Origin of the sequence: Mycobacterium sp. E2462 (genome assembly GCF_001672685.1) — a bacterium.
Taxonomy (GTDB): domain Bacteria; phylum Actinomycetota; class Actinomycetes; order Mycobacteriales; family Mycobacteriaceae; genus Mycobacterium.
The window spans coordinates 1-11,339 of record NZ_LZKC01000327.1 but is presented as its reverse complement, the minus strand read 5'-3'; the positions used below and the strand labels follow the sequence as shown (position 1 = coordinate 11,339).

The following is an 11,339-nucleotide window of genomic DNA, read 5'->3' as shown; positions in this document are numbered from 1 at the left end:
GCAGATCGGCGGCCGGCACCTGATCACGATCGACGCGGTCGGCCACGGCACCGATGGCGAGCACGCCGTCGGCCAGCGCTTCCCCATCGACCCGCCGTTCGGGCTGGTCGCCATGGCGTGGCGCGACGACGAGTTCGTCCGTGCCTGGTTGCACCGGGTGCTGCCCCGCCTGACCCGCGACGAGATCGCCGACCACCAGCGGGTCCTCGCCGACATCCGGGCCCGGGGTTACGGCGCGTGGCGCTTCGACGACAGCCACGGGTCGCTGCACCACCGGCTGGCCGACGGCGTGCTCGCCATCGGTGCCGTGGCCGACCGCGTCGATCGTGATCAGGTGCCGGCCGCCGATCTGCGACATGGAGCAGCCCGCGCCGAGCGCGTCGTGCAGCAGCCGCAGCGCCTCGCGCCCCCGATCCAGCAACGGGAACTGCTCGCGCAGGCCGTGCACCAACCCGAACAACCCGCTGCCCAGCACGTAACGGCGATCGTCGCGCCGGCTGACCCAGGCGCGTCGTTGCAGCTCCGCCAGGACCAACGCGCAGGTGGACGTGCTGATGCCGCAGCTCTTCGCCAGCTCGGCCGACGTCCGCCCCTTCGGTGAGTCCGCCACGGCCGCAAGCACATCCATCACCCGCGCGGTCGGCGGCGACTTAGGGGCGCCGCGGTCGTGCGTCGCGGCCATTGACGGAGCCAACGCCACCTCCTTACGATGCGTCCAAAATATCAATGTAACCGTCCTAATAATAGGAGAGACATGTACAAGGTGGGCGTGTGGGGCCCGGGCTCCATGGGGGTGATCGCCCTGCGCGGGGTGATCGACCACCCGGAACTGCAATTGACCGACGTCGTCGTGCACAGCGACGCGAAGGCCGGCCGCGACGCGGGCGAGCTGTGCGGCAGCGGGCCGGTCGGGGTGCTGGCCACCCAGGACCCGGCCGCGCTGCTGGCCGGCGACGCCGACGCGGTGGTCTACGCGGCGGGTGCCAACCTGCGCCCGCTGGAGGCCGTCGCGGACATGGTGTCGATCCTGCGGGCCGGCAAGAACGTCGTCTCCTGTTCGGTGGTGCCGCTGGTGTACCCCGACGCCGTCGACGCGGCCCTCACCGACCCGTTGCGCCAGGCGGCGCTCGACGGCGGCGCCTCGTTCTTCACCACCGGGATCGACTCGGGGTTCGCCAACGACGTGCTGCCGCTGGTCTTGACGGGGGTCTCGCGCGTGATCGAGTCGGTGCGCGTCACGGAGATGTTCAACTACGCCACCTATCCGGACCGCTCGGCCGTCTACGAGATTCTGGGGTTCGGGCAGCCGCCGGAGTACCAGGCGTTCGCGGCGCAGCCGGGCATGTTCGCGTTCGGCTGGGGCCCGGTGTTGCACCAGCTGGCCGCCGGGCTGGGCGTCAAGATCGACGACATCCAGGAGACCAACGAGCGCATTCCGGCCACCGAGTCGTTCGACACGCCGACCGGCCACATCGCCGCGGGCACGATCGCGGCGATGCGCTCGACGCTGACCGGGTACGTCGACGGCAAGGCCACGTTCGTCCTCGACCACGTCACGCGGATGCGTGACGACGTCGCCCCGGACTGGCCGCAGCCGTCGATCTCCCTGCCGCCCAAGGATCTCGGCTACGGGCCGGCGTCGGGTCGCGGCCTGTATCGCGTCGAGATCGAGGGCTCCCCGAGCATGCGGTGCGAGTTCGAGATGGCCGAGGATTTCGACCACGACCTGGGGGCACGGATCGCGGGCGCCTCGCGCATGGTGAACGCGATTCCCGCGGTCTGCGCGGCGGCGCCGGGCCTGCTGTCCGCGCTGGACCTACCGCTGGTCACCGGGGCCGGGTTGGTCCGCCCGGTGGCGGGGCCCCCGCCCGACAGCCGCCTGTTCTAGGGCTCGGGGAACGTCGCGGCGGCCAGCTCGAGGATCTCCGCGCGGTCGGCCGGCAGGAGGAACCCGGCGCGGATCGCCGCGTCGAGCGCCGCGGTGAAGCGGCCCAGGTATTCCGCTTTGCCGCCCGGGTAGAGGCGGCGCAGCGTCGCGACGTCGAAGGGCTCGCCGGAACCGAAGATCAGCGACATCGCGCTTTCCTGGCTGCCCAGGCCCGACGTGCGCGCGGCCGGCACGTCCACCCAGGGGGTTCTGATGCCGCCGCGGGCGATGCCGTTGGCGTCTAAAACCGGTTGCGGCGCCGGGGTTTCGCGCACGTCAAGGGTCGGCGCGCACGGTGGTGCCGCGCCGGTCCGGACCCACGCCGTCAGCGCGGCGAGCCCCGCTTGCAGCACGTAGTGGTGCTGGGGAGCGAAATTGATGTAGTGCGTGAGCCGCTGGCCCATCAGCATGTCGGTCGGCGCGTAGGCCGCCACCACGTCGGTCAGCGGCGCCGAGCCGTCGTCGATGAACGCGACCTGGATGGTGTAGTTGTCGGCGTGCGCGGTGCCCGCGATCTCCCAGACCCGCAACCGCTCGTTGTCGGGCCGCCGGGCGAAGTAATACCCTTCGCGGGCCCCGCCGAACAGGTCGGTCTCGGTGATGACCGCCAACACCGGGACGCGCAGGTCGGCGCGAAACGGAACGGCTTGTGGTGCAACCGATTCGGCGAAGATGGAGCCGCCGTCCAACGGCGCGGCCGGCCCGAAGCGGGAGTGCACCAGGAAGCCGTCGTAACCGGGGGCCAGGGCGTCGACGTCGTTGACATAGGTGGTGAGGAACATGGCCGACTGCGACTCGCCCACGGCGATGACGTCGCGCACCGGCAGGTGATCCACCACGGCGCCCCGCACCAGCCGGGCGGCCTGGGAGAAGATGTCGTAGGCGAATGCGTCGCCCGGGTGGTGCAACGGCGCGTAGCGGATGGGGTCCTGGCTCTTCAGCGACATGTCCGCGCCGAGCATGCTGGCGCCGCCCTGCACCCCGACGCTCTGCGCGGACACCGCTACATAGGCGTACCCGGCGCGGACGATCTCGCGGTGCGCCATCATCCACACGGCGGGCGCGTCGATGCCGCCGCTGACGTTCAGCCACTCGACCAGGACGGTGCCGTTGAACGCCGCGCGGTCGACGGGCGTCAGCGCCACCACCCGCGTGGTGTAGTCGGCGGTCCGCGACGGGATTGGCTGTCCGCCATCGGCGTCCGAGTACGACGACGCGGTGCCGGAGACGAAGAATTCTTGCGCCGCGTAGCCGATCCCGCCGAGGTCGAACCCGCCCAGCAGCAGGGCCGGGCGGCCGGCGACGGGTGTCACCTCGGGGATCACCGCGCCCCCGGCGGCCCGACGCGGCCGTAGGCGTTCCGGGCCCGCGTCGACGTCGCGCGGACCGCGTCCTTGGCGTCGCGGGGCGACCGCCCACCGGCGGCGGAACTCACCCGCATCACACTACGCAGTGTCGTCGGGCGCGGGCCGCACTCGGAGCCATTACGCTGCCCCTGATGGCTACCACCCGCACTGAACGCTCCTTCGACGGGTTCGGTGGCGTGCGCATCGTCTACGACGTGTGGACACCCGACACCGCCCCGCGCGCGGTCGTGGTGCTGTCCCACGGCCTGGGCGAGTACGCCCGCCGCTACGACCACGTCGCGCAGCGCTTCGGCGAGGCCGGTCTGGTCACCTACGCGCTGGACCATCGCGGGCACGGCCGCTCCGCCGGGAAGCGGGCGCTGGTGCGCGACATCTCCGAATACACCGCCGACTTCGACACTTTGGTGGGGATCGCCGGCCGGGAACACCACGGGCTCAAGTGCATCGTGTTGGGGCACAGCATGGGCGGCGGCATCGTGTTCGCCTACGGCGTCGAGCGCCCGGACAACTACGACCTCATGGTGTTGTCCGGCCCGGCGGTGGCCGCGCAGGACCAGGTGTCGCCGCTGCTGGCGCTGGCCGCCAAGGTGCTCGGCGTCATCGTGCCCGGCCTGGCCGTGCAGGAACTCGACGTCGACGCGATCTCGCGCGATCCCGCGGTGGTCGCGGCCTACCGCAACGATCCGCTGGTGTACCACGGCAAGGTCCCGGCCGGCATCGGCCGCGCCCTGCTGCAGGTCGGCGAGACCATGCCGCAACGCGCGCCGGCCCTGACCGCGCCGCTGCTCGTGGTCCACGGGGCGGAGGACCGGCTGGTCCCGGTGGCCGGCAGCCGCCGGCTGGTGGACTGCGTGGGGTCGACCGACGTCGAATTCAAGGTGTACCCCGGGCTCTACCACGAAGTTTTCAACGAGCCCGAACGCGACCAGGTGCTCGACGACGTGGTCTCCTGGATCGCCAAGCGGCTGTGACCGCCGGCGGTGTCGGATTGCCTGGGTAGGTTGGCGCTATGACTGACAACAAGATGCTGGGGCGCATCGCCGCGCTGTTGCGTCAGGCCGAGGGCACCGACAACGCGCACGAGGCCGACGCGTTCATGAGCGCCGCGCAACGCCTCGCGACGGCGGCGTCCATCGATCTCGCGGTGGCCCGGTCGCATTCGGCGCAGCGTTCGGCGGCGCAGGCGCCGACGCAGCGGACCATCACCGTCGGGGAGGCCGGGACCAAGGGCCTGCGGACCTACGTGCAGCTGTTCGTGGTCATCGCGGCCGCCAACGACGTGCGCTGCGACGTGGCGTCGAATTCGACGTTCCTCTACGCCTACGGGTTCCCGGAGGACATCGACGCCAGCCATGCCCTGTACGCGAGCCTGGTGGTCCAGATGGTGCGGGCCTCCGACGCCTACCTGGCCACGGGCGCGCACCGGCCGACGCCGACGATCACCGCCCGCCTCAACTTCCAGCTGGCGTTCGGGGCGCGCGTCGGGCAGCGCCTGTCCGAGGCGCGCGAGCAGGCGCGCAGCGAGGCCACCAAGGATCGCCGCCGGGCTCCCGGGACGGCAATCGCGTTGCGCGACAAGGAACTCGAGCTACACGACTACTACCGGGGCGCCTCCAAGGCCCGCGGTACCTGGCGGGCCAGCCGGGCGTCGTCCGGGTACTCGTCGGCGGCGCGACGCGCGGGTGATCGGGCCGGCCGGCGCGCCCGGCTGGGCAACAGCCCCGAACTGCCCGGCTCGCGGAGCGCGCTGCGCGGGTGACGCGCGAGGGGCCGGCACGGCGGGACACCCAGCGCGCCCAGGTGTACGCGGCCGAGGAGTTCGTCCGCACGCTGTTCGACCGCGCCGCCGAGCACGGCTCACCGGCGGTCGAGTTCTTCGGCGCGCAATTGACGCTGCCCCCCGAGGGGCGCTTCGGCTCGATCGACGCCGTCCAGCGTTACGTCGACGACGTGCTGGCGCTCCCGGCGGTGTTGCGGCGGTGGCCGTCGGTGCCGCCGTTGCGAGTTAGGGCGCGCCGCGCCGCCACCGCGGCGCATTACGAGAACCGCGAGGGCGCCGGCGTCATCGCCGTCCCCGACCGCGACACCGCCGACTGGGCGCTGCGCGAGCTGGTGATCCTGCATGAGGTGGCGCATCACCTGTGCCAGGCGGAGCCGCCGCACGGGGCCGAGTTCGTCGCGACGTTTCGCGAGCTGGCCGAGCTGGTGATGGGGCCCGAACTCGGCCACGTGCTGCGCGTCGTCTACGCGAAAGAGGGTGTGCGGTGAGCGCTTTGGACCCGGACGCGCGGGCCCGCGACGTCGAGGAGCGAATGACCGACGACGAGCGATTCGCGCTGCTGGTCTGCGTCATCGGCCCGAGCGACATGTGGCCGGCGCGCGACCCGCGCATCCCGCCGGACGTCGAGACGAGCACCGGCTACGCGCCGGGCGTGGCGCGCCTGGGCATCCCGGCGCTGCGGATGAACGACGCGGGCCTGGGCGTCACCAACCCCGGCTACCGGCCCGGCGATACCGCCACCGCGCTGCCCTCCGGCCAGGCCCTGGCGGCCACCTTCAACCCGGCCCTGGCCCGCGCCGCCGGCGCGGTGATCGGCAGCGAGGCCCGCGCCCGCGGCATCAACGTCCAGCTGGCGGGCGCGATGAACCTGGCGCGCGATCCCCGCAACGGCCGCAACTTCGAGTACCTGTCCGAGGATCCGCTGCTGACGGCGGCGCTGGCCGCCGAGTCGGTCAACGGCATCCAGCGCCACGGGGTGATCTCGACGGTCAAGCACTACTCGCTGAACTGCAACGAGACCAACCGGCACTGGCTGGACGCCGTCGTCGACCCCGCCGCGCACCGCGAGTCCGACCTGTTGGCGTTCGAGATCGCCATCGAGCGGTCCCAGCCGGGATCGGTGATGACCGCCTACAACAAGGTCAACGGCGCCTACGCCGCCGCCAACGACGTCCTGCTCAACGACGTGCTGAAGGGCGCGTGGGGGTTTCGCGGCTGGGTGATGTCCGACTGGGGCGGCACACCCGGCTGGGAGTGCGCGCTGCGCGGCCTGGACCAGGAGTGCGGTGCCCAGCTCGACACCCTGTTCTGGCAGTCCGAGGCGTTCTCGGAGCAACTGCGCGGGGCCTACGCCGACGGTCGGCTTCCCCGGGACCGGCTCTCGGACATGGTGCGCCGGATCCTGCGCTCGATGTTCGCGGTGGGGATCGACGGTTGGCGTGCGTCACCCCAGCCGCCACCGGACACCCAGGCGCACAACGAGATTGCGCTCGAGATCGCTCGACAAGGCGTCGTGTTGCTGACCAACCGCGACGTCTTGCCGTTGCGGCCCGACACCCGCATCGCGGTCATCGGCGGCTACGCACACCTCGGCGTGCCGATCGGCTACGGCTCGAGCGCCGTCGTGCCGCCCGGCGGTTACGCGGCCGTGATACCGATCGGCGGGCACGGCCTGATGGCCTCGATGCGCAACCTGCACCTGCTGCCGTCTTGCCCCCTCGACGAGCTCCGCACACAGTTGCCCTCCGCCACAATCGAATTCGATCCGGGCGTCAGCCCCGGCGAGGCGGCCCTGGCCGCGCGGCGCGCCGACGTCGCGATCGTCTTCGCGATCCGGGTCGAGGGGGAGGGGTTCGACATTCCCGACCTGTCGCTGCCGTGGGGACAGGACGACGTGATCGCCGCGGTCGCCGCCGCCAACCCCAACACCGTGGTGGTGCTGCAGACCGGTAACCCGGTGACCATGCCCTGGCTGGAGTCCGTCAAATCCGTTGTGCAGGGCTGGTATCCGGGGCAGGCCGGCGCCCAGGCCCTCGCGGAGGTGCTCACGGGCCGGGTCAATCCGTCCGGGCGGCTGCCGGTCACCTTCCCGGCCGGCCTGGAGCAGACGCCGCGGCCCCGGCTGCCGGGCGCGGGCGAACCGTGGGGAGCTGCGGTCACCGTCGACTACGCCGAGGGCGCCGAGATCGGGTACCGCTGGTTCGCCCGCACCGGCCAGACGCCGCTGTTCGCCTTCGGGCATGGGTTGTCCTACACCAGGTTCGAATACCGCGACCTGGCGGTGGACGGGGGTGACACGGTGACGGCCCGCGTCACCGTGGCCAACGTCGGCGACCGCGCCGGCGCCGACGTGGTGCAGCTCTACCTGCGGGCGGCGCCGGGCGAGCAGCGGTTGCGGCTGCTGGGGTTCGAACGGGTCGAGCTCGAACCGGGCGCCACCCGCCGGGTCACCCTCGCCGCCGACCCGCGGCTGCTGGCCCGCTACGACGCCGCGGCGGGATGCTGGCGGATCGAGGCGGGCCGGCACACCGTGGCGGTGGCGGCGTCGGCGACCGCGGCGGGCCTCGCGGCCACCGCCGAGCTGACCGGCCGCGCGTTCGGCCGGTAGGCCGCGGCGTCGGTGGCCGACGGCCCGGCGCGCGGACCTAGCGGACGGGGGTCAGCTCGTCGCCGCAGGTGCAGCGGTAGGCCTCGGTGGCCCCGGAGCAGTGGCAGGGATCCTCGACGCGGACGCGACACCCGCACCCGTCGTGGCCGCAGCTGAGCAGGGTTCCTGCGTCGTAACTTGGCATGTCACTCACCTTTTCCTCGTGTCGGTACCTCGTGGACCGCGCTCGGTCACGCCTTCAGCGTATACCCCCTACGGGTATGCGGTAAAGGGCATGGCGGGCCGGGACCCCCCGTGCCAAGGCCGCGGCCCGCGGTTAGCGTGGGGTCCATGACCGACAACTTCACGCCGCAGGACGTCGACGCCTTCCTGGACATCACCGTGATCGGTGACGATCCGGCGCTGAGCGCGGCGCTGCAGGACAGCACCGCGGCCGGCCTGCCGCCGATCGCGGTGTCCGCGCAGCAGGGCAAGTTCTTGAGCCTGCTCGCGGGAGTCGCCCAGGCGCGCCGCATCCTCGAGCTGGGCACCCTGGGCGGGTTCAGCACCATCTGGCTGGCCCGCGGCGCCGGCCCGCAGGGTCAGGTCGTGACGCTGGAATACGAGGACAAGCACGCGCAGGTCGCCCGGGGCAACCTGGAGCGAGCCGGGGTGGCCGACCGGGTGCAGGTGCTCGTCGGCGCGGCGCTGGACACTCTGCCCACGCTCGAAGGACCGTTCGACCTGATCTTCATCGACGCCGACAAGGAGAACTACCCGTCCTACCTCGAGTGGGCGGTACGGTTGGCGCGCCCCGGCTCGATCATCGTGGTCGACAACGTCATTCGGCAGGGGCAGATCCTGGACGCGGAATCCGACGCGCAGGCGCGGGCGGTGCGCCAGACGCTGCAGGCGATGGGCGAGCACCCGAAGCTGGACACGGCGGTGCTGCAGACCGTCGGCGCGAAACGCTGGGACGGGTTCGCCATCGCGCGGGTGACCTAGCGGCGCCCGCCCGGCGACGGTGCTAGCCGCAGACCGCGCCGATGGCCGCGGAGCTCACCAGCTTGACGTACTTGGCCAGCACGCCCGTCTTGTAGCGCGGCGGAGGCGGGGTGAAACCCGTTCGCCGCGAGTCGAATTCGTCTGGGTCGGCCAACACGTCGAGGGTGCGGTTCGCGACGTCTAGCCGGATCCGGTCGCCGTCGCGCAGGAACGCGACGGGACCGCCGTCGACCGCCTCGGGCGCGATGTGGCCGACGCACAGGCCGGTGGTGCCACCGGAGAACCGGCCGTCGGTCAGCAGCAGGACATCCTTGCCCAGCCCGGCGCCCTTGATCGCGCCGGTGATGGCGAGCATCTCCCGCATGCCCGGGCCGCCCTTGGGACCCTCGTAGCGGATCACCACGGCGTCACCCGCGGTGATGGTGCCGTCCTCCAGGGCGTCCAGCGCCGCCCGCTCGCCGTCGAAAACCCTTGCGGTGCCCTCGAACACATCGGAGTCGAAGCCGGCCGACTTGACCACCGCGCCCTCGGGCGCCAGCGACCCACGCAGGATGGTGATGCCGCCCGTGGGATGGATCGGGTCGCTCAGGGCGCGCAGCACCTTGCCGTCCGGGTCGGGCGGGGCGATGGCGGCCAGGTTCTCGGCCACCGTCTTGCCGGTCACCGTGAGGCAGTCGCCGTGCAGCAGGCCCGCGTCCAGCAGGGCCTTCATCATGACGGGCACGCCGCCGATGTGGTCGACGTGCGACATCACGTGCCGGCCGAACGGCTTGACGTCGGCCAGGTGCGGCACCTTGGCGCCGATCCGGCTGAAGTCGTCGAGCGTCAGCGCGACGTCGGCCTCGTGGGCGATGGCCAGCAGGTGCAGCACCGCATTGGTCGAGCCGCCGAACGCCATCACCACCGCGATCGCGTTCTCGAAGGCCTCCTTGGTGAGGATGTCGCGGGCGGTGATGCCGCGCCGCAGCAGCTCCACGACGGCCTGGCCGCTGCGCCGGGCGAACCCGTCGCGGCGGCGGTCGGTGGCCGGCGGCGCCGCGCTGCCGGGGATCGACATGCCGAGCGCCTCGGCGGCGCTGGCCATCGTATTGGCCGTGTACATGCCCCCGCAGGCGCCTTCGCCGGGACAGATGGCCCGCTCGATCGCGTCGACGTCCTCGCGCGACATCAGCCCGCGCGCGCAGGCGCCGACGGCCTCGAACGCGTCGATGATCGTCACCTCGCGCTCGCTGCCGTCGGAGAGCTTGGCCACCCCGGGCAGGATCGAGCCGGCGTAGAGGAACACCGACGCCAGGTCCAGCCGGGCGGCGGCCATCAGCATGCCCGGCAGCGACTTGTCGCAGCCGGCCAGCAGCACCGAGCCGTCGAGCCGCTCGGCCTGCATCACGGTCTCCACGCTGTCGGCGATCACCTCGCGCGACGCCAGCGAGAAGTGCATGCCCTCGTGGCCCATCGAGATGCCGTCGGACACCGAGATGGTGCCGAACTCCAGCGGGTAACCCCCGGCGGCGAACACCCCCTCCTTCACCGCCTTGGCGAGCCGGTCCAGCGACAGGTTGCACGGCGTGATCTCGTTCCAGGACGAGGCGACGCCGATCTGCGGCTTGGCGAAGTCCTCGTCGCCCATCCCCACGGCGCGCAGCATGCCGCGGGCGGCGGCCTTCTCCAGGCCGTCGGTGACGTCGCGGCTGCGCGGCTTGATGTCGGTGACCGGGCGCGAATCAGTTGGTGTGGCCATGGGAGCAAGTATGCCTGAGCTGGCGAAACGGCCAGGCTGCCGGGGTCATACCCCGACGGGGTATAACCTGAGGGCCGAAGCAGGCAGGGGTGAGACCACGATGAGCGACGCGCACGGGTATTCGCAGCGCAAGGACGACTACGCCAAGCGACTGCGCCGCATCGAGGGCCAGGTGCGCGGCATCGCGCGGATGATCGAGGACGACAAGTACTGCATCGACGTCCTCACCCAGATCAGCGCCGTCAACAGCGCGCTGCGCGCGGTGGCGTTGAACCTCCTCGACGAGCACCTCGGCCACTGCGTCACCCGGGCCGTGGCCGAGGGCGGCGACGACGCCCAGGACAAGCTCGCCGAGGCCTCCGCCGCGATCGCGCGCCTCGTCCGTTCCTGATCGGTGATCTAGTTGAGGGCGTTTTGAAACCGCGACTTGGGTGAACTCGTTGCGGCAATGCGTAGCGTAAAGGCATTGTGAGCGCGCCAGTGATTTCGACCAGAAGACCGGCTACCCCGGCCGACGCCCGTGTGATGAGTTCTGACGCCGAGATTCCCGCCGCCCCCGCGCGTACGTGGACGCCACGGATCGCCGCGCAGCTCACCGTGCTCGCCGCGGCGGCCTTCACCTACGTCACCGCCGAGCTGCTGCCCGTCGGGGCGTTGCCGGCCATCGCCCGCAACCTGCACGTCAGCCTGGTGCTGGTGGGCACGCTGTTGACCTGGTACGCGCTGGTGGCGGCGCTGACCACCGTCCCGCTGGTGCGCTGGACCGCGCACGTGCCGCGGCGTCGTGTGCTGGTCCTGAGCCTGACGTGCCTGACCGTCTCCCAGGTGATCTCGGCCCTGGCGCCCACCTTCGCGGTGCTGGCCGTCGGCCGGGTGCTGTGCGCGATCACGCACGGCCTGCTGTGGTCGGTGATCGCCCCGATCGCGACCCGGCT

Annotated in this window: 12 protein-coding genes; 8 read left to right on the top strand and 4 right to left on the bottom strand. The window is 71.8% G+C overall.

Annotated elements, in window-relative coordinates:
- The coding region (locus A5714_RS27190) for a MarR family transcriptional regulator (protein ID WP_231975913.1) at positions 1-628 on the bottom strand (628 nt) is incomplete at its 3' end.
- A gap of 126 nt (positions 629-754) precedes the next feature.
- On the opposite strand from A5714_RS27190, the gene A5714_RS17135 reads away from it, so the two are divergent.
- Complete coding sequence (locus A5714_RS17135; protein ID WP_082959804.1) at positions 755-1,888, top strand: dihydrodipicolinate reductase; 1,134 nt, start codon at positions 755-757, stop codon at positions 1,886-1,888.
- On the opposite strand, the gene A5714_RS17130 is transcribed toward A5714_RS17135, so the two are convergent.
- Positions 1,885-3,249 carry an alpha/beta hydrolase domain-containing protein gene (locus tag A5714_RS17130; RefSeq protein WP_231975912.1) on the bottom strand — a complete coding sequence of 455 codons (1,365 nt, stop codon included), beginning with the start codon at positions 3,247-3,249 and terminating at the stop codon, positions 1,885-1,887. The two genes, A5714_RS17135 and A5714_RS17130, sit on opposite strands and share 4 nt — an antisense overlap.
- A gap of 176 nt (positions 3,250-3,425) precedes the next feature.
- Between A5714_RS17130 and A5714_RS17125 the strand changes: the two genes are divergently transcribed.
- Genes A5714_RS17125 through A5714_RS17110 form a run of 4 tightly spaced genes read left to right on the top strand, consistent with a single transcriptional unit; the run spans position 3,426 to position 7,682 of the window.
- Positions 3,426-4,265, top strand: coding sequence for an alpha/beta hydrolase (locus A5714_RS17125; protein WP_068069747.1), 840 nt, complete (start codon positions 3,426-3,428; stop codon positions 4,263-4,265).
- Positions 4,266-4,303: 38 nt separating this feature from the next.
- Positions 4,304-5,053: a DUF2786 domain-containing protein gene (locus A5714_RS17120; RefSeq protein ID WP_068287054.1), complete on the top strand. Its 750-nt coding sequence runs from the start codon at positions 4,304-4,306 to the stop codon at positions 5,051-5,053.
- A complete protein-coding gene (locus A5714_RS17115; RefSeq protein WP_082959803.1) occupies positions 5,050-5,562 on the top strand; it encodes a TIGR04338 family metallohydrolase in 513 nt (170 codons plus the stop codon). Before A5714_RS17120 ends, A5714_RS17115 begins: the two co-directional genes overlap by 4 nt.
- Before the next feature lie 44 nt (positions 5,563-5,606).
- Positions 5,607-7,682, top strand: coding sequence for a glycoside hydrolase family 3 protein (locus A5714_RS17110; RefSeq protein WP_068287061.1), 2,076 nt, complete (start codon positions 5,607-5,609; stop codon positions 7,680-7,682).
- 37 nt (positions 7,683-7,719) lie between these two features.
- Here A5714_RS17110 and A5714_RS25480 read toward each other — a convergent pair whose 3' ends face one another.
- On the bottom strand, positions 7,720-7,866 hold the full coding sequence (locus A5714_RS25480; RefSeq protein ID WP_082959802.1) for a metallothionein: 147 nt from the start codon (positions 7,864-7,866) through the stop codon (positions 7,720-7,722).
- Between the two features lie 146 nt (positions 7,867-8,012).
- On the opposite strand from A5714_RS25480, the gene A5714_RS17105 reads away from it, so the two are divergent.
- Positions 8,013-8,666 carry an O-methyltransferase gene (locus A5714_RS17105; RefSeq protein WP_068287052.1) on the top strand — a complete coding sequence of 218 codons (654 nt, stop codon included), beginning with the start codon at positions 8,013-8,015 and terminating at the stop codon, positions 8,664-8,666.
- A 22-nt stretch (positions 8,667-8,688) separates the two neighbouring features.
- Here the strand turns inward: A5714_RS17105 and ilvD are convergent, their stop codons facing one another.
- Positions 8,689-10,404, bottom strand: a complete 1,716-nt coding sequence (ilvD, locus tag A5714_RS17100) for a dihydroxy-acid dehydratase (protein WP_068287050.1) — start codon at positions 10,402-10,404, stop codon at positions 8,689-8,691.
- A gap of 100 nt (positions 10,405-10,504) precedes the next feature.
- On the opposite strand from ilvD, the gene A5714_RS17095 reads away from it, so the two are divergent.
- Together A5714_RS17095 and A5714_RS17090 are read left to right on the top strand one after the other, a co-directional pair.
- The gene (locus tag A5714_RS17095) at positions 10,505-10,795 is read left to right on the top strand and encodes a metal-sensitive transcriptional regulator (RefSeq protein WP_068069755.1); all 291 of its coding nucleotides are present in this window, start codon (positions 10,505-10,507) and stop codon (positions 10,793-10,795) included.
- A gap of 134 nt (positions 10,796-10,929) precedes the next feature.
- Positions 10,930-11,339 (top strand): MFS transporter (locus tag A5714_RS17090; protein ID WP_156747359.1); only part of this gene is annotated, 410 nt, incomplete at its 3' end.

Bases quoted from the DNA above. Each gene is read 5' to 3' on its own strand.
- A5714_RS17110 (WP_068287061.1), top strand. From the start codon at position 5,607: ATGACCGACGACGAGCGATTCGCGCTGCTGGTCTGCGTCATCGGCCCG.
- ilvD (WP_068287050.1), bottom strand. From the start codon at position 10,404: ATGGCCACACCAACTGATTCGCGCCCGGTCACCGACATCAAGCCGCGC.
- A5714_RS17135 (WP_082959804.1), top strand. From the start codon at position 755: ATGTACAAGGTGGGCGTGTGGGGCCCGGGCTCCATGGGGGTGATCGCC.
- A5714_RS17125 (WP_068069747.1), top strand. From the start codon at position 3,426: ATGGCTACCACCCGCACTGAACGCTCCTTCGACGGGTTCGGTGGCGTG.
- A5714_RS25480 (WP_082959802.1), bottom strand. From the start codon at position 7,866: ATGCCAAGTTACGACGCAGGAACCCTGCTCAGCTGCGGCCACGACGGG.
- A5714_RS17120 (WP_068287054.1), top strand. From the start codon at position 4,304: ATGACTGACAACAAGATGCTGGGGCGCATCGCCGCGCTGTTGCGTCAG.
- A5714_RS17105 (WP_068287052.1), top strand. From the start codon at position 8,013: ATGACCGACAACTTCACGCCGCAGGACGTCGACGCCTTCCTGGACATC.
- A5714_RS17095 (WP_068069755.1), top strand. From the start codon at position 10,505: ATGAGCGACGCGCACGGGTATTCGCAGCGCAAGGACGACTACGCCAAG.